A 16,693-nucleotide genomic window follows, 5' to 3' on the forward strand; every position below is an offset into this window, starting at 1 on the left:
ATTTTAAACGCCCCGCGCGTCGAAACGGTCAGGTGTTCAATACTTTCAACAACCCAGTCGAGTGTAATCGTGAGAGTCCGTGGCCCTCTGGTGAGGTGGGATCGAGGCGATGTGCGAAGTTTGCGCAGCGCGGCGTCCGCTTCCGACGACGGCAGTTGCGGCTGGCATAGTCCTCGCCTGCTTCACCTGTCGATCTACACCATCCTGTCCCGTCGTTCCGTTCGGCGTCACAACGCCGTTTCCGCACGCGCATTCGTCGCCGTCGATACCGACGAAGTGGCGTCGCTGCTGCCGTAGCGCCTCTCCTTTCTTTACGTCGTTCGTTTCATCTGCTGATTCGCCATCCGCATCGTCCGTGCGGTGACGGAACGCGTTCGCGCATGCATTGCCGCGTCGCGTGTCGCAATGAAACGAACGACGGCCTGATCGTCGCGCGCAGCGCGGATCGCCACGCCATCCCGTTGCGCCCATTCACCAGCGGCCCTGCGTCTCGCGCAAGGCTGCGGGGCTGTTGCACGCCGGCGTTTCGCCACATCCGGCAAGCAAGACGCAACAACCCTCCGGATAACTGATTGACGTCATGGATAGAAGGAAACCTCTCGTCGGCATCACCGCCGACCACACGCAAATCGGCGCGCATGCGTCGCATACGGTCGGCGACAAATACGTCGCCGCGATCGTCGACGGCGCGCAGGCGTTCGCGATGGTGCTGCCCGCGCTCGGCGCGCGCCAGTCGGTCGACGACGTACTCGACACGGTCGACGGCCTGCTGTTTACCGGCAGCTACTCGAACGTCGAGCCGCACCTGTATGGCGGCGAACCGAGCGCACCGGGCACGAAGCACGACCCGGCCCGCGACGCGACCACGCTGCCGCTGCTGCGCGCGGCGATCGCCGCGGGCGTGCCGGTGCTGGCCGTCTGCCGCGGCTTCCAGGAACTGAACGTCGTCTGCGGCGGCACGCTGCACCAGCGCGTGCACGAAGTGCCGGGCCTCGCCGATCACCGCGAGGACGACGACGCGCCGATGGAGACGCAGTACGGCCCCGCGCACGTCGTGCGCCTGACGCCCGGCGGCACGCTGCACGCGCTCGCCGGCGGCCGCGACGAGGTGCACGTGAACTCGCTGCACAAGCAGGGCATCGCGCAGCTCGGCTCCGGCCTCGCCGTCGAGGCCGTCGCGCCGGACGGCCTGATCGAAGCCGTGAGCGTCGTCGATGCACCGGCTTTCGCCCTCGCCGTGCAGTGGCATCCGGAATGGCGCCATGCGCAGGACCCGCTGTCGAGCGCGATCTTCCGCGCCTTCGGCGATGCCTGCCGCGCCCGCCGCGCTGCCCGCACGCGCGCCATGGCCGCCGCCGCGCTCGCCTGAGCGCGCCGACCCAACCAACGAGAACAGACATGCAAGACATCGAAGACTTTCTGAAGCAGCACCGGATCACCGAGATCGAAGCGATCATTCCCGACATGGCCGGTATCGCGCGCGGCAAGATCACGCCGCGCAACAAGTTCACGTCCGGCGAATCGATGCGCCTGCCGCAGGCCGTGATGGTGCAGACCGTCACCGGCGAATATCCGGAAGACGGCTCGCTGACCGGCGTGACCGACCCCGACATGGTGTGCGTGCCCGACACGTCGACGATCCGCCTGATTCCGTGGGCCGTCGACCCGACCGCGCAGGTGATCCACGACTGCGTGCACTTCGACGGCTCGCCGGTCGAGATCTCGCCGCGCTACGTGCTGCGCCGCGTGCTCGACCTGTACAAGGCGAAGGGCTGGAAGCCCGTCGTCGCGCCGGAACTCGAGTTCTACCTGGTCGACATGAACAAGGACCCCGACCTGCCGCTGCGGCCGCCGGTCGGCCGTACGGGCCGCCCCGAAACGGGCCGCCAGTCGTATTCGATCGAGGCCGTCAACGAGTTCGACCCGCTGTTCGAGGACATCTACGAGTACTGCGAAGCGCAGAACCTCGACATCGACACGCTGATCCACGAAGTCGGCGCCGCGCAGATGGAGATCAACTTCATGCACGGCGACGCGCTGTCGCTGGCCGACCAGGTGTTCCTGTTCAAGCGCACGGTGCGCGAGGCCGCGCTGCGTCACAACATGTACGCGACGTTCATGGCCAAGCCGATGGAAGACGAACCGGGCTCGGCGATGCACGTGCACCAGAGCATCGTCGACGAGGAAACGGGCCAGAACCTGTTCACGTCACCGGAAACCGGCGGCGCGACGTCGATGTTCTACAACTTCCTCGCGGGGCTGCAGAAGTACACGCCGGCGCTGATGCCGATCTTCGCGCCGTACATCAACTCGTATCGCCGCCTGTCGCGCTTCATGGCCGCGCCGATCAACGTGCAGTGGGGCTACGACAACCGCACGGTCGGCTTCCGCATTCCGCACTCGGGCCCGTCGGCACGCCGCATCGAGAACCGCATCCCGGGCGTCGACTGCAACCCGTATCTCGCGCTCGCCGCGACGCTCGCGGCCGGCTATCTCGGCATGACGCAGCGCCTGGAGCCGACCGAGCCACTCGTCAGCGACGGCTACGACCTGCCGTACCAGCTGCCGCGCAACCTCGAGGAAGGGCTGACGCTGATGGCCGCCTGCGAGCCGCTCGGCGAGATCCTCGGCCACAAGTTCCTGAAGGCGTATTTCGCGCTGAAGGAAACCGAATACGAAGCGTTCTTCCGCGTGATCAGCTCGTGGGAACGCCGCCATCTGCTGCTGCACGTCTGAGCGTGCACTCGACCGAATACGGAATCACGGAGGAAACATGACGTACCGCAACGAATCTGCCTGGGTCCAGCCGGCCGCACCGAGCGCCACGGCCGCCGCACCGCGCGCGACGCAGGCGCGCACGACCGCCGAATACCGCGCGCTCGACGCCGCGCACCACATCCACCCGTTCTCCGACATGGGCGCGCTGAACCGTGCAGGCAGCCGCGTGATCGTGAAGGCCGACGGCGTCTACCTGTGGGACTCGGACGGCAACAAGGTGATCGACGGGATGGCCGGCCTCTGGTGCGTGAACGTCGGCTACGGCCGCAAGGAACTCGCCGACGCCGCGTATCGCCAGATCCAGGAGCTGCCGTTCTACAACACGTTCTTCAAGACCACGCACCCGCCGGTGATCGAACTCTCCGCGATGCTCGCGGAAGTCACGCCGGCCGGCTTCAACCACTTCTTCTATTGCAACAGCGGCTCGGAAGGCAACGACACCGTGCTGCGCCTCGTGCACCAGTACTGGCGCGTGCAGGGCCAGCCGCAGAAGAAATACGTGATCTCGCGCAAGAACGGCTATCACGGCTCGACGATCGCCGGCGGCACGCTTGGCGGGATGGGCTACATGCACGAGCAGATGCCGTCGAAGGTCGAGCACATCGTGCACATCGACCAGCCGTATTTCTTCGGTGAAGCGGCGGCCGGCGAAACGCCGGAAGCGTTCGGCCTGGCGCGCGCGCAGCAGCTCGAAGCGAAGATCCTCGAACTCGGCGCGGAGAACGTCGCCGCGTTCATCGGCGAGCCGTTCCAGGGCGCGGGCGGCGTGATCTTCCCGCCGTCGACGTACTGGCCGGAAATCCAGCGGATCTGCCGCAAGTACGACATCCTGCTGGTGGCCGACGAAGTGATCGGCGGCTTCGGCCGCACCGGCGAATGGTTCGCACACCAACACTTCGGTTTCGAGCCCGATCTCATCACGATGGCCAAGGGCCTCACGTCGGGCTATGTGCCGATGGGTGCCGTCGGCATTCACGAACGCGTGGCGCGGCCGATCATCGACAACGGCGAATTCAACCACGGCCTCACGTACTCGGGCCATCCGGTGGCGGCGGCCGTCGCGGTCGCGAACCTGAAGCTGCTGCGCGACGAAGGGATCGTCGAGCGCGTGAAGAACGACACGGGCCCGTACTTCCAGGCGCTGATGCGCGAAACCTTCGCGCGTCACCCGATCGTCGGCGAGGTGCATGGCCACGGCCTCGTCGCGAGCCTGCAGCTCGCCGAAGCGCCGGCCGAACGCCGCCGCTTCGCGAACGGCGGCGACGTCGGCACGATCTGCCGCGACTTCTGCTTCAACGGCAACCTGATCATGCGCGCGACCGGGGACCGGATGCTGCTGTCGCCGCCGCTCGTGATCTCGCGTCCGGAAATCGATGAACTCGTATCGAAGGCGAAAAAAGCAGTCGATGCAACCGCCCAGCAACTGGGTATTTCGTAACGGTTTTTGCCTACAGGCGTGCGGCGGGCGCCGCACGCCGCCATAACCAGGGGAATTCCACCATGCGTGCCTGCTTTCTTCGCCAAGCCTGTTCCGTTGCCGCCCTTGCCGCCGCGGCCGCGTTCACGTCGGTCGCCAGCCCGACGGCACACGCGGCCGACGAGCTGAACGTCTACAACTGGTCCGACTACATCGCACCCGACACGATCCCGAACTTCCAGAAGCAGACGGGCATCCACGTCAAGTACGACAACTACGACAGCGACGACACGCTTCAGGCGAAGCTGCTGGCCGGCAGTTCGGGCTACGACATCGTCGTGCCGACGTCGAACTACATGGCCAAGCAGATCCAGGCCGGCGTGTACCAGAAGCTCGACAAGTCGAAGCTGCCGAACCTCGCGAACCTCGACCCGCTCTTGATGAAGATGATCTCGGATGCCGACCCGGGCAACCAGTACGGCGTGCCCTGGGCCTACGGCACGGACGGCATCGGCTACAACGCGCAGGCGGTGAAGAAGGCCCTCGGCGACAAGGCGCCGGTCGACAGCTGGGCGCTGGTGTTCGACCCGGCCAACATGGAAAAGCTGAAGAGCTGCGGCGTGTCGTTCCTCGACCAGGCCGTCGACGTGTTCGCCGCCACGCTGCAATACATGGGCAAGGATCCGAACAGCAAGAATCCCGGCGACTACCAGGCTGCGTTCGAAGTCCTGAAGAAAGTCCGCCCGTACATCACCCAGTTCAACTCGTCCGGCTATATCAACGACCTCGCGAACAACGACGTGTGCGTCGTGCTCGGCTGGTCGGGCGACGTCGGCATCGCGCATCGCCGCTCGGCCGAAGCGAAGCGTTCGTACGACATCAAGTTCTCGAATCCGAAGGAAGGCGGCCTGCTGTGGTTCGACGTGATGGTGATCCCGAAGGATGCACCGCACGCCGAAGCCGCACTGAAGTGGATCAACTACGTGTCCGATCCGAAGGTCAACGCGGCGATCACCAACACGGTGTTCTACCCGACCGCGAACAAAGCCGCGCACCAGTTCGTCACGCCGGCCGTCGCACAGGACCCGACCGTCTACCCGCCTGAAGACGTGCTGAAGAAGATGGTGCTGATGAAGCCGATGCCGGCCGACATCCTGCGCCTCGAGAACCGTCTGTGGGCCCAATTGAAGACCGGCCACTGATCGACCTGAATTCCGGCGGCGCAGGCGGCGCTTCACGCCTGCCCGCCTGAGATCCGCGGACCTCCGTCCGCCCGCGCGCGCCGCGCGCACTGTTCCATCCGGCACGAGCCGTCGCCCGTGAGTCGCGTTTTGCGCCTCGCGTGGGGGCGCTCACGCCTGCAATCCGTGAAGAACGAATGGTGAATCCCATGCAATCGATACCCTCTTCCGCTGCTGCACGACAGACCCAACCGGCCCCCGCGGCCCGTACGCAAAACGACGCCTTCGTACGCATCGAGAACGTCGTGAAGAAATTCGGCGACAGCACCGCCGTCGACAACGTGAACCTGACGATCGCGAAGAACGAGCTGTTCGCGCTGCTCGGCAGCTCCGGCTGCGGCAAGTCGACGTTGCTGCGCATGCTCGCCGGGCTCGAGACGGCCACCTCCGGCAAGATCTTCGTCGACGGCGAGGACCTTGCTTCGCTGCCGCCGTACCGCCGCCCGGTGAACATGATGTTCCAGTCGTACGCGCTGTTCCCGCACATGACGGTCGAATCGAACGTCGCGTTCGGCCTGAAGCAGGAAGGCACGCCAAAGAACGAGATCAAGGAACGCGTGGCCGATGCGCTCGCGCTCGTGCAGATGAGCAAGTACGCGCAGCGCAAGCCGCACCAGCTCTCCGGCGGGCAGCAGCAGCGCGTCGCGCTCGCGCGCTCGCTGGTCAAGCGCCCGAAGCTGCTCTTGCTCGACGAGCCGATGTCCGCGCTCGACAAGAAGATCCGCCAGAAGACCCAGCTCGAACTCGTGAACATCATCGAGAAGGTCGACGTGACCTGCGTGATGGTCACGCACGACCAGGAAGAGGCGATGACGATGGCCAGCCGCCTCGCGGTGATGAGCGAAGGCAAGATCGTGCAGATCGGCGCGCCGGGCGAGGTGTACGAGTTTCCGAACAGCCGCTTCTCGGCCGAGTTCATCGGCTCGACCAACCTGTTCGAAGGGCGCGTGGTCGAAGACGAACCCGACCACATCTTCGTCGAGAGCGACGACCTCGAAGCGCGCATGTACGTGAGCCACGGCGTCACAGGCCCGCTCGGGATGCCGGTCGGCATCTCGGTGCGCCCGGAACGCATTCACGTGTCGCGCGAAAAACCGGGCTCGAAACACAACTGGGCGCGCGGCGTCGTGACCGACATCGCGTACATGGGCAGCTACTCGCTGTACCACGTGCGCTTGCCGAGCGGCAAGACGGTCGTGTCGAACCTGTCGAGCTCGCACCTGATGAACGACAACGCACCGGCGTGGAACGACGACGTGTTCGTGTCGTGGTCGCCGGCCAGCGGCGTCGTGCTGACGCAGTGAGGACGCCACGATGAGAACCTCTGCTTCCACGCCCTCCGCTCCGGTGTCGACCGGTACGACCGCCGCGCCCCAGGCGTACAAGCGCCGCGGCCGCCTTGCCGCGCTGGCGCGCTTCCTGCCGTCGGGCCGCAGCGTCGCGATCGGCGTGCCGTTCGTGTGGCTGGCCGTGTTCTTCGCGCTGCCGTTCGTGCTGGTGCTGAAGATCAGCTTCGCCGACCAGGTGATGGGCATCCCGCCGTACACGTCGCTCGTCGAGATCAAGGACGGCGTCGTGCACTTCGCGCTGCAGCTGTCGCACTACGCGTTCCTGCTGCAGGACGACCTGTACATCGCGACCTACCTCAGCTCGCTGAAGATGGCCGCTGTCTCGACGGTGCTGTGCCTGCTGATCGGTTACCCGATGGCGTACTACATCGCGCGCTCGGAGCCGAACCGCCGCAACGTGCTGATGATGGCCGTGATGCTGCCGTTCTGGACGTCGTTCCTGATCCGCGTGTACGCGTGGATCGGCATCCTGAAGGACGACGGGCTCCTGAACCACACGCTGATCGCGCTCGGCATCATCCACACGCCGCTGCGCCTCTATCACAGCGATGCAGGTGTCTACATCGGGATGGTCTATTCGTACCTGCCGTTCATGGTGATGCCGCTGTACGCGCACCTCGTGAAGATGGACCTCACGCTGCTCGAAGCCGCGTACGACCTCGGCGCCAAGCCGTGGGTCGCGTTCACGCGGATCACGCTGCCGCTGTCGAAGAACGGGATCATCGCCGGCAGCCTGCTGGTGTTCATCCCGGCGGTGGGCGAGTACGTGATTCCGGAGCTGCTCGGCGGCGCCGACACGCTGATGATCGGCCGCGTGATGTGGGATGAATTCTTCAACAACATGGACTGGCCGATGGCGTCCGCGGTGACGGTCGCGATGGTGCTGCTGTTGCTGGTGCCGATGGCGCTGTTCCAGTACTACCAGGTCAAGGAACTGGAGGACGCGAAATGATCAAGCCGAGCAAACCGCTGTCGACGGGCGTTCTCGCCTTCGGTTTCCTGTTCCTGTACATCCCGATCATCAGCCTGGTCGTGTACTCGTTCAACGAGTCGAAGCTGGTGACGGTGTGGTCGGGCTTCTCGCTGAAGTGGTACTCGGCGCTGCTGGACGACGACGAGCTGCTGAGCGCCGCGTGGCTGTCGCTGAAGATCGGTCTCTTGACGGCGACCGCGTCGGTCGTGATCGGCACGTGGGCGGGCTTCGTGCTTGCGCGCTTCGGCCGCTTCAAGGGCTTCACGCTGTACACGGGGATGATCAACGCGCCGCTGGTGATCCCGGAAGTGATCCAGGGCATCTCGCTGCTGTTGCTGTTCGTTGCGCTGGAGCAGATGTTCGGCTGGCCGAAGGGGCGCGGGATGGTGACGATCTGGATCGGCCACGTGATGCTGTGCGTGTCGTACGTGGCGATCATCGTGCAGTCGCGCGTGAAGGAGATGAACAAGTCGCTGGAAGAGGCGGCGCTCGATCTCGGCGCGACGCCGCTGAAGGTGTTCTTCGTGGTGACGCTGCCGTTGATCTCGCAGGCGCTGCTGTCGGGGTGGCTACTGTCGTTCACGCTGTCGATCGACGACCTGGTGCTGTCGGCGTTCCTGTCCGGGCCGGGCTCGACGACGCTGCCGCTGGTGGTGTTCTCGCGCGTGCGGCTGGGGCTGAACCCGGAGATGAACGCGCTGGCGACGCTGTTCATCACGGCGGTGACGATCGGCGTGATCGTCGTGAACCGGATGATGATCGCGCGTGAGCGGCGCCGCATCGCCGACATGAAGGCGGCGTTCGCGGTGGCGTGACGCCTCGCTTCCGGCTTCAACGATAACAAGCACTGCAGACAAGCAACACGCGCCGCCCCCAGGGGGGGCGCGCGATTCGATTCCGATTTGACAGGCGCACGACAAGGAGAATCCGCAATGAAGAAGAAACTGATCTGCCTGCTGGTGGCCGGCGCGTTACCGGGCATCGCGCTGGCCGACTCGACATCCGCCGAGATCAAGGCGCTGCAGGCGCAGGTCGCGGCGCTGCAGAAGCAGATGAAGGCGATGCAGGCGCAACTGTCGGCGAAGGGCGGCCCCGCGACCGCGCAGGCCGGCACGAAGGCAGGGGCTGGCGCCGCGCCGGCGGCCGTGGCCATCGACCCGGGCTCGCCGGACTACGGCAAGGCGCAGGCGACGCTGACCAACGACGAGGTCGGCGAAATGAAGCAGCAGATCGCGAACCAGCAGCTGAAGGTCGACTCGCTGACGGACGCGGCCAACACGGGCCCGCTCGCCGGCCTGTCGGTGACGGGCTACATCGATCCGACCTACATCTACAACCGCGCGGCCGGCACGTCGTCGTTCCTGTTCGCGAACCACGAGAACGCGTACAACTACTTCAACAGCACGTTCGGCGATCTCTACCTCGACATCAAGAAGACGTTCGGCGTCGGCCCGATGGCGCCGTCGGCGGAAATCACGCTGATGCCGAACCGCGGCAACGGCATCACGCTGCTGCAGAACTCGCGCGGCTCGATCACCGACAACCTGCTGAACACCGCGGTCATCAACGTGCCGATCACCGCCGAAACGACGCTGGTCGCCGGCTTGATCCCGAGCTTCGGCGGCTACGAGGTGCAGCAGTCGAACCAGATGCTCACGCTCACGCACAACCTGCTGTACGATTTCTCGGATCCGGGCAGCTACGTCGGGATCGGCGCGAACTACACGAAGGGCAACTGGGCGTGGAAGTTCTTCCTCGGCAACGAGCAGTACCGCACGTATGGTTCGGTCACGCAGAAAGGCGTGAATGCGCTCGGCGACCCGATCACCACCAGCAACAAAGTGCCGACCTTCACCGCACGCGCGGACTACACGTGGTCGAGTGCGCTCGACATCGGCGGTTCGTTCAATATCGGTCGCCAGACACTGTCGTCGGCAGCTGTGACAGATCCGGTTACCGGCCAACAAATCGGCGTCAACTACGGCCCGGGTGGTGCAGCACCGAGCGCGTACGGTTCGTTCTTCTTCGGTGAACTCGACGCGACCTACACGCTCGCCGACATTCAGTACAACGCGGAAGTCGACTACGGCCGTCAGCAGCATGCGGCATTCAACGGCGGGCTCGCGCAGTGGTACGGCCTGTCTCTGCTCGCGCATCGCAAGTTCAACGCGCCGGTGGTCGGCCGCATGGGCGTGACGCTGCGCTACGACCTGCTCGCCAACTCGAAGAACGGCGGCGGCGGCGGCGGCATCGCGCTGAACGGCAACGGGATGGACCCGAGCAACGGCTTCGGCGTCGACGCGGACTGCCTCGCGCAGTCGAAGGCCGGCGGCGGCCTGGGCTTCGAGTGCAAGGGGGCCGTGCGCCAGGATGTCGCGCTCGACCTGCTGTTCTATCCGACCCAGCAGATCACCGTGAAGGTCGAATACCGCCACGACTGGGCGAACAACAAGGTGTTCCTGCGCAACGACGGATCGTATGGCAAGTCCAACGACCTGCTCGCGACGCAGTTCATCTATTCGTTCTGACGCAGCCCGCGCGGGACGCCGTGCCGCACGCACGGCGTCCCGCGCCGTTTTTACCGGCCGGACGACGGTGCGCGATGCACCGCCGCCGGCTGCAATGAGGGAGCCGGATTCATGACGCAGTCTTTCACCCGCCGCGCCGATGCGCTCGCGCGCGACTCGTACTACGAAGCGACGGCCGTGCGCCCCGCCGTGGACGACCCGGCGCTCGACGGGACGATCGACGTCGACGTCTGCGTGATCGGCGCCGGCTTTGCAGGCCTGTCGACGGCGCTCGACTGCCGCGCACGCGGGCTGTCCGTCGCGGTGATCGACGCGCACCGGCCCGGCTGGGGCGCGTCGGGCCGCAACGGCGGCCAGGCGATCACCGGCTTCGCGAAGGACGAGGAGATCGAGCGGCAGCTCGGCGCCGACGGCGCGCGCGCCGCGTGGTCGCTGTCGCTCGATGGCGTCGCGCTGATCGCCGAGCGGATCGCGCGCTACGGAATCGACTGCGACTTCACGCGCGGCTACCTGACGGTCGCGACGAAACCGCGCCGCATCGACGACCTGCGCGCGTGGATGGACGCCGCAACGCAGCGCTGGGGCCATCCGTCGCTGTCATGGCTCGACACCGGCGAGATCCGCGCGCGCATCGCATCGACGCGCTATCTCGCGGGCGTCTACGATCCGCTGTCGGGCCATCTGCATCCGCTCAAGTACTGCCTCGGCCTGGCCGATGCCGCGCGCCGCGAAGGCGTCGCGCTGTATGCGCATACGCCCGCGCTCGACGTCGTGCGCGGCGAGCGGCCCGTCGTGCGCGCGCCGTCGGGCGACGTGCGCTGCCGCTTCGTCGTGTCGTGCTGCAACGCGGGCCCCGGCGGCGTGCTGCCGGCCGCGACGGCCGCCCGCATCGCACCGATCGCGTCGTATATCATCGCGACCGAGCCGCTCGGCCAGGCGCGCGCCGACGCGCTGATCGCGCAGCGCGAAGCCGTATGCGACAACAACTTCTTCCTCGACTATTTCCGGCTGTCGGCCGACCACCGGATGCTGTTCGGCGGTCGCGCGAATTCGGCCGGCGCGTCGCCCGCCACGCTCGCCGAAACGATCCGGCAGCGCATGGTCGGCGTGTTTCCGCAGCTCAGCGACGTGCGCGTCGACCATGCGTGGGGCGGCTTCGTCGACGTCACACGCAACCGCGCGCCGGATTTTGGCGCACTCGATCCGAACTTCTTCTACGTCCAGGGCTTCAGTGGCCACGGCGTCGCGCTCACCGGCATCGCCGGACGCGCGGTCGCCGGCGCGATCGCGGGCGACACGCGTGCGTTCGACCTGTTCGCGCGCATGCGTCACCGGCGCTTCCCCGGCGGCGACGCGTGGCGGCAACCCGCGCTCGAACTCGGGATGCTGTACCACCGCGTGCGCGAGCTATTCTGAGCCAAACTCCTCCGTCATCCTGACCATGCAGACATTCGCCAACCAGCCGCACGTCGCGTCCTACTACGCGGCGACCGCCAACGATATGACCCGCCACGCGCCGCTCGCCGGCACGATCGATGCCGACGTGTGCGTGATCGGCGCGGGCCTCACGGGCCTGTCCGCCGCGCTCAACCTCGCCGAGCGCGGCCATTCGGTGACCGTGCTCGAAGCGTCGCGGGTCGGATGGGCGGCGAGCGGCCGCAACGGCGGCCAGCTGATCGGCGGGTTCGCGTGCGACATCGACACGTTCGGGCAGTTCATGCCGGAAGGCGACGTGAAGCGCATCTGGGACATGGGGCTCGAAACGCTGTCGCTCGTGAAGTCGCGCATCGCGCAGCACGACATCGACTGCGCGCTGGTGCCCGGCTACCTGACCGCCGCGAACACCGAGCGCGACGCCGACGGCCTGAAACGCTGGCGCGACGAAGCCGCGAAGCGCTTCGGCTACGACCGCTTCCACTTCGTCGAAGCCGACGAACTCGGCGACTACGTGCAGTCCGAGCGCTATTGCGGCGGCCTGTACGACCCGGACAGCGGCCACCTGCATCCGCTCAACTACACGCTCGGCCTCGCCCGCGCGGCGACCGACGCGGGCGTGCGCATCCACGAGGACAGCTGCGTGACGCGCGTGCGCGACGTCGCGGGCGGCCATGTCGTCGAGACGAGCGGCGGCAACGTGCGCGCGCGTTTCGTCGTGCTCGCGTGCAATACCTTCGTCGGCACGCTCGCACCCGCGCTGTCGAGGAAGATCATGCCGGTCGGCACCTACGTGATCGCGACCGAGCCGCTCGGCGACGCGCGCGCCGCCGCGCTGATGCCCGCGCGCGCGGCGATCTGCGACAGCCGCTTCGTGCTCGACTATTTCCGGCCGGCGCCCGACACGCGGCTCGTGTGGGGCGGCAAGGTCAGCTATTCGACGCGTGAGCCGCGCGATCTCGCGGCGGCGATGCGCGCGGACATGCTGAAGACGTTCCCGCAGCTGGCGGACGTGAAGGTCGATTACGCGTGGGGCGGCTTCGTCGACATCACGATGAACCGCGCGCCGCACTTCGGCCGCATCGCGCCGACGATGTATTTCGCGCAGGGGTTCTCGGGGCACGGCGTGAACACGACCGCGCTCGCGGGCAAGCTGATCGCCGAGGCGATCAACGGACAGGCGAGCCGCTTCGACCTGTTCGACAAGATCCGCCATCGCGACTTCCCCGGCGGCGAGGCATTGCGCACGCCGGCGCTGGTGCTCGCGATGAGCTGGTACCGGCTGCTCGACGCGTTCGGCGTGCATTGACCGAATCACATCAACGAGAAACGGCCGCGCCGAAGCGCAGCCGTTCCGTTGTCGCCGTGCGCCGACGCGCCCCCGCTAATCCGCCACCTTCTGCCGCATCGTCACGAATTCCTCGGCCGCGGTCGGGTGAATGCCGATCGTGTCGTCGAACTGCGCCTTGGTCGCACCCGCGCGAATCGCGATCGCGATGCCCTGGATGATCTCGCCCGCATCGCGGCCGACCATGTGCGCGCCGACCACGCGCTGGCTGTCGCGCGCGACGACCAGCTTCATCAGCGTGCGCTCGTCGCGGCCCGACAGCGTGTGACGCAACGCCTTGAACGACGTGCGGTAGATATCGACGTCGCCGTCGTACAGGTCGCGCGCGGTCGACTCGGTGAGCCCGACCGTCGCGACCTCGGGCTGGCTGAACACCGCCGACGGCACCCATTCGTGATCGGCCGCGACGCGCGACCCGCCGAACAGCGTGCGGGCGAGCAACCCGCCGTCGCGCGTCGCGACCGGCGTGAGCTGCGGCCGCGACGTGACGTCGCCGATCGCGTGGATCGACGGCACCGACGTCGCCGAATACGCATCGACGGCAATCGCGCCACGCGCGTCGAGCATCACGCCCGCCTGCTCGAGCCCGAGGCCGTCGACGTTCGGCACGCGGCCGGTCGCATACAGCACCTGGTCGTACGGCCCGTGCCGCTCAGCGCCGACGCGCACGCTCAGCGTGCCGTCGTCCGCGCGCTCGATCGACTCGATCACCGAGCGTGCATGGATCGTGACACCCTGTTTCGTCATCTCGTCGGTCAGGAACTGGCGCACGTCGTCGTCGAAGCCGCGCAGGATCTTCTCGCCGCGATAGAACAGGTCGACGTCGCTGCCGAAGCCGTTGAAGATGCCCGCGAACTCGACCGCGATATAGCCGCCGCCGACCACCGCGATGCGCTTGGGGCACGCGGCAAGCGACAGCGCCTCGCGCGACGTGATCGCATGCTCGATGCCGGGCCGCGCCGGCATCGACGGGCGCGAGCCGGTCGCGATCGCGATGTGGCGCGCACGGATCTTTCGTTCGCCGATCGCGACCGTATGCGCATCGACGAGCGTCGCGCGCCCCGCGTGCATCTCGACGCCCGATTGCCTTAGCAGGTTGATGTAGATGTCGCTGAGCCGGTTGATCTCGCGATCCTTCGCGGCGATCAGCGCGGGCCAGTCGAGCGTGCCGGCGCCGAAGGTCCAGCCGAAGCCCTTCGCATCCTCGACTTCATGCGGGTAGTGCGATGCGTAGACGAGCAGCTTCTTCGGAATGCAGCCGCGCAGCACGCAGGTGCCGCCGATCTGCTCTTCTTCCGCTATGCCGACGCGCGCGCCGTATGACGCGGACATGCGTGCGAGCCGCACCCCGCCCGAGCCGGCGCCGATGACGAACAGGTCGTAGTCGAAATCCATCGCATTCCCTCATCGCAGTTCGGATGACGGCACGATAGCAAGATTCCGGCAATCTTGCGGCGCACGATGCAGCCCGGCGCGCGCCCAATAAAAAACGGCGAGAGACGTTGCCTCTCGCCGGTCAAACCAGCTGCCGGGTGTGTCATGCGTCACCGATCGACCGCATGCCCGACCTGCCGGCTGCGCGGCACCGGTCCGCCCGGGCGCGCGAAGGGCGCGCCCACGGCCGGACCAGCCGCCATGCTCATGCCTGCGACGTGTCGCTGCCGTCCGTCGCCTGCGTGTCGTCTGCCTGCTGCGGCTGCTCTTCCTTCTTCTCGAGCATGCCTTCGATCGCTTCCGCACCCTTGAAGCCTGCGACGGCGGCGGCCGCCTTGGTCAGCAGGCCCGCATCCGGATCCAGCTTTTCCGCGCCTTCGACAGCAGCGACTGCGCCAGCGATTTCACCCACGGTGTTCAGGATACCCATCGTCATCCCCTTTCAAGAAAATCGTGAGCGCATCGTCCCACGAAAAAAACCGGCGGACCGCGATTGTCATCACCGGATACACAAGTTACGCACCAGGCCGGCCGCACTCGCCGAGCGCAACCGGAACGACGCACGCGCGCGCCAGGCGGCACGCTACGGGCGATGCACGCAGCGTAGCGGAAAGGCTTCGCGCGCACTGTAAAAGTATGTTCTGGATTGCCGACGAAACCCTTACGGCGCGGGGGTCTCGTGATGAAGCATTCGCCGAATAGTCGTGCGCGCGTATGAAGGTCGCGTGACGAAAAAAAAGAGGCGCCTCGCGGCGCCCCTTCGATGCAGGCCGGACGACTGCCGGCCGATGCGTTCCGACGTTCGTCAGAAGATATTGCGCAGGCCGATCGCGATGCCGGTCTGGTTGCTGCGACCCGGCAGCTCGACGTTCGCCGCGCCGTTCGTCTTGTTGAAGTCGACGGTGCCGTAGACTTCCGTGCGCTTGCTGAGCGCGTACTCGGCGATGCCGACGATCGCGTAGCGGTTGCCGCTCGCGAGCGTGCCGTTGGTGGTCATCGCGTTGCGCATGTGGTCGTAGTAGAACGCGCCCGTCAGCGTCAGCGGCGCGCTGACCTGCCAGCTCACGCCCGCGAACGGACCGTCGTCGATCCGGCCGGTGCCCTTCGCGACCGGAATCGTCTGCTGTGCGAGCAGGCTGTCGACGAAGCCCGTGTCGTCCTTCGAGCGCAGGTAGCCCGCGTAGATCTTCGCCTTGCTGAACGCATACACGACGTTCGCGTGGTAGATCGTCTGCTTGCGCGCCGAGTTGTCGCTGTTCTGCTGCGCGCCGGCCGCGATGCTGAGCGGGCCCATCACGTACGACAGCGACACGCCCCACGCATTGCCCTTGCCGAGCGAACCCGGGATCTGGCCCGAGAACCCGCCCGCGCCGGTCGATTCGTAGTTGGTACCGGTCGAGTACATCGCCTTCGCGGTCAGCCCGTCGAACTTGCCGGTGTACTTGATCTGGTTGTCCGCATACAGGCCGCCGCCGAGTGCGACCGGCAGCCACGCGTTTTCGAGGTAGTTGCCGACCGTCAGCGGATCGTAGGTATCCGACAGCAGGTCGAACAGCGGCGTCTTCTGGCGGCCGAGGGTCACCGTGCCGTACGGGCTCTGCAGGCCGACGTACGCTGCGCGGTTGAACAGGCGGCCGCTGTCGGCGAAGGCGCCGTTCTGCAGGTTCACGCCGCTCTCGAGGTTGAACACGGCCTTCAGGCCGCCGCCGAGGTCTTCCGTGCCGTAGATGCCGAAGCGGCTGTTCGTGATCGCGCCGTTGGTCATCGACAGCAGGCCGTCGTTCTTGGCGTTGGCGTTGGTCAGGTAACGGATGCTGGCGTCGGCGACGCCCCAGAGCGTGACCGAGCTTTGCGCGGCCGCGTACTGGCTGGCAAATGCGAGCGCGGCGCCCCCTGCGATGGCTGCGAGTCGGGTGGTCTGCTTCATGAGCTTTCCTTTTTGTAGGTGTCTCCATTCATGGCCGGCCGCGTGCGCAGCCGGGTGGCGATCGCTCACGTTCTTGGCGCGCGCGATGTGGGCTGAATCATATGACGACTGCCATCGCTGAAAGAAATTGAAATGCGCGGTAACGGCGGAACTGTCGCCCGCGCACAACGCTGCGCGCGGCAACGCACATCGGGCGGGCATCGGGGCCCATACGGCAGCGGCCGCTCGCGCGGTTGACGGTGCGTCAGGTCTGTCAGGATCGCG

General features: G+C 66.6%; 14 protein-coding genes. 11 read left to right on the forward strand and 3 right to left on the reverse strand.

The window, feature by feature from the left end:
• The first annotated feature begins 111 nt into the window (after positions 1–111).
• From CFB39_RS40830 to CFB39_RS16690, 11 genes are all read left to right on the forward strand, one after another.
• The gene (locus CFB39_RS40830) at positions 112–297 is read left to right on the forward strand and encodes a hypothetical protein (RefSeq protein WP_043184603.1); all 186 of its coding nucleotides are present in this window, start codon (positions 112–114) and stop codon (positions 295–297) included.
• Between the two features lie 283 nt (positions 298–580).
• Complete coding sequence (locus CFB39_RS16645) at positions 581–1,369, forward strand: gamma-glutamyl-gamma-aminobutyrate hydrolase family protein (protein WP_089473677.1); 789 nt, start codon at positions 581–583, stop codon at positions 1,367–1,369.
• A 29-nt stretch (positions 1,370–1,398) separates the two neighbouring features.
• Positions 1,399–2,736, forward strand: a complete 1,338-nt coding sequence (locus CFB39_RS16650; RefSeq protein ID WP_089426495.1) for a glutamine synthetase family protein — start codon at positions 1,399–1,401, stop codon at positions 2,734–2,736.
• A gap of 37 nt (positions 2,737–2,773) precedes the next feature.
• Positions 2,774–4,216: an aspartate aminotransferase family protein gene (locus CFB39_RS16655; RefSeq protein ID WP_089457055.1), complete on the forward strand. Its 1,443-nt coding sequence runs from the start codon at positions 2,774–2,776 to the stop codon at positions 4,214–4,216.
• 62 nt (positions 4,217–4,278) lie between these two features.
• Complete coding sequence (locus CFB39_RS16660) at positions 4,279–5,397, forward strand: polyamine ABC transporter substrate-binding protein (RefSeq protein ID WP_089426497.1); 1,119 nt, start codon at positions 4,279–4,281, stop codon at positions 5,395–5,397.
• A gap of 188 nt (positions 5,398–5,585) precedes the next feature.
• The gene (locus tag CFB39_RS16665) at positions 5,586–6,740 is read left to right on the forward strand and encodes an ABC transporter ATP-binding protein (protein WP_039355329.1); all 1,155 of its coding nucleotides are present in this window, start codon (positions 5,586–5,588) and stop codon (positions 6,738–6,740) included.
• Positions 6,741–6,750: 10 nt separating this feature from the next.
• Positions 6,751–7,737, forward strand: coding sequence for an ABC transporter permease subunit (locus CFB39_RS16670; RefSeq protein WP_089473678.1), 987 nt, complete (start codon positions 6,751–6,753; stop codon positions 7,735–7,737).
• Positions 7,734–8,573 carry an ABC transporter permease subunit gene (locus CFB39_RS16675; RefSeq protein WP_089473679.1) on the forward strand — a complete coding sequence of 280 codons (840 nt, stop codon included), beginning with the start codon at positions 7,734–7,736 and terminating at the stop codon, positions 8,571–8,573. The genes CFB39_RS16670 and CFB39_RS16675 overlap by 4 nt, the downstream gene beginning before the upstream one ends.
• A gap of 117 nt (positions 8,574–8,690) precedes the next feature.
• Entirely contained in the window at positions 8,691–10,286 is a 1,596-nt protein-coding gene (locus tag CFB39_RS16680; RefSeq protein WP_089473680.1) for a DUF3138 family protein, read from the forward strand.
• A gap of 111 nt (positions 10,287–10,397) precedes the next feature.
• Positions 10,398–11,702: an FAD-binding oxidoreductase gene (locus tag CFB39_RS16685; protein ID WP_089473681.1), complete on the forward strand. Its 1,305-nt coding sequence runs from the start codon at positions 10,398–10,400 to the stop codon at positions 11,700–11,702.
• 25 nt (positions 11,703–11,727) lie between these two features.
• Entirely contained in the window at positions 11,728–13,029 is a 1,302-nt protein-coding gene (locus CFB39_RS16690) for an FAD-binding oxidoreductase (protein ID WP_089473682.1), read from the forward strand.
• Positions 13,030–13,104: 75 nt separating this feature from the next.
• On the opposite strand, the gene gor is transcribed toward CFB39_RS16690, so the two are convergent.
• The 3 genes from gor to CFB39_RS16705 all read right to left on the reverse strand — a co-directional run bounded on the left by gor (position 13,105) and on the right by CFB39_RS16705 (position 16,429).
• Positions 13,105–14,463, reverse strand: coding sequence for a glutathione-disulfide reductase (gene gor / locus CFB39_RS16695; RefSeq protein WP_089473683.1), 1,359 nt, complete (start codon positions 14,461–14,463; stop codon positions 13,105–13,107).
• Between the two features lie 244 nt (positions 14,464–14,707).
• A complete protein-coding gene (locus tag CFB39_RS16700; RefSeq protein ID WP_043185162.1) occupies positions 14,708–14,932 on the reverse strand; it encodes a hypothetical protein in 225 nt (74 codons plus the stop codon).
• Between the two features lie 375 nt (positions 14,933–15,307).
• Positions 15,308–16,429 carry a porin gene (locus CFB39_RS16705; protein ID WP_034190325.1) on the reverse strand — a complete coding sequence of 374 codons (1,122 nt, stop codon included), beginning with the start codon at positions 16,427–16,429 and terminating at the stop codon, positions 15,308–15,310.
• Positions 16,430–16,693 lie beyond the last annotated feature (264 nt).

It is taken from the genome of Burkholderia sp. AU6039, from assembly GCF_002223365.1.
Taxonomy (GTDB): domain Bacteria; phylum Pseudomonadota; class Gammaproteobacteria; order Burkholderiales; family Burkholderiaceae; genus Burkholderia.

Excerpts from the sequence above, each read along its gene's own strand:
- CFB39_RS16645 (WP_089473677.1), top strand. The coding sequence starts at position 581 with ATGGATAGAAGGAAACCTCTCGTCGGCATCACCGCCGACCACACGCAA.
- CFB39_RS16650 (WP_089426495.1), top strand. The coding sequence starts at position 1,399 with ATGCAAGACATCGAAGACTTTCTGAAGCAGCACCGGATCACCGAGATC.
- CFB39_RS16655 (WP_089457055.1), top strand. The coding sequence starts at position 2,774 with ATGACGTACCGCAACGAATCTGCCTGGGTCCAGCCGGCCGCACCGAGC.
- CFB39_RS16660 (WP_089426497.1), top strand. The coding sequence starts at position 4,279 with ATGCGTGCCTGCTTTCTTCGCCAAGCCTGTTCCGTTGCCGCCCTTGCC.
- CFB39_RS16665 (WP_039355329.1), top strand. The coding sequence starts at position 5,586 with ATGCAATCGATACCCTCTTCCGCTGCTGCACGACAGACCCAACCGGCC.
- CFB39_RS16670 (WP_089473678.1), top strand. The coding sequence starts at position 6,751 with ATGAGAACCTCTGCTTCCACGCCCTCCGCTCCGGTGTCGACCGGTACG.
- CFB39_RS16675 (WP_089473679.1), top strand. The coding sequence starts at position 7,734 with ATGATCAAGCCGAGCAAACCGCTGTCGACGGGCGTTCTCGCCTTCGGT.
- CFB39_RS16680 (WP_089473680.1), top strand. The coding sequence starts at position 8,691 with ATGAAGAAGAAACTGATCTGCCTGCTGGTGGCCGGCGCGTTACCGGGC.
- CFB39_RS16685 (WP_089473681.1), top strand. The coding sequence starts at position 10,398 with ATGACGCAGTCTTTCACCCGCCGCGCCGATGCGCTCGCGCGCGACTCG.
- CFB39_RS16690 (WP_089473682.1), top strand. The coding sequence starts at position 11,728 with ATGCAGACATTCGCCAACCAGCCGCACGTCGCGTCCTACTACGCGGCG.
- gor (WP_089473683.1), bottom strand. The coding sequence starts at position 14,463 with ATGGATTTCGACTACGACCTGTTCGTCATCGGCGCCGGCTCGGGCGGG.
- CFB39_RS16700 (WP_043185162.1), bottom strand. The coding sequence starts at position 14,932 with ATGGGTATCCTGAACACCGTGGGTGAAATCGCTGGCGCAGTCGCTGCT.
- CFB39_RS16705 (WP_034190325.1), bottom strand. The coding sequence starts at position 16,429 with ATGAAGCAGACCACCCGACTCGCAGCCATCGCAGGGGGCGCCGCGCTC.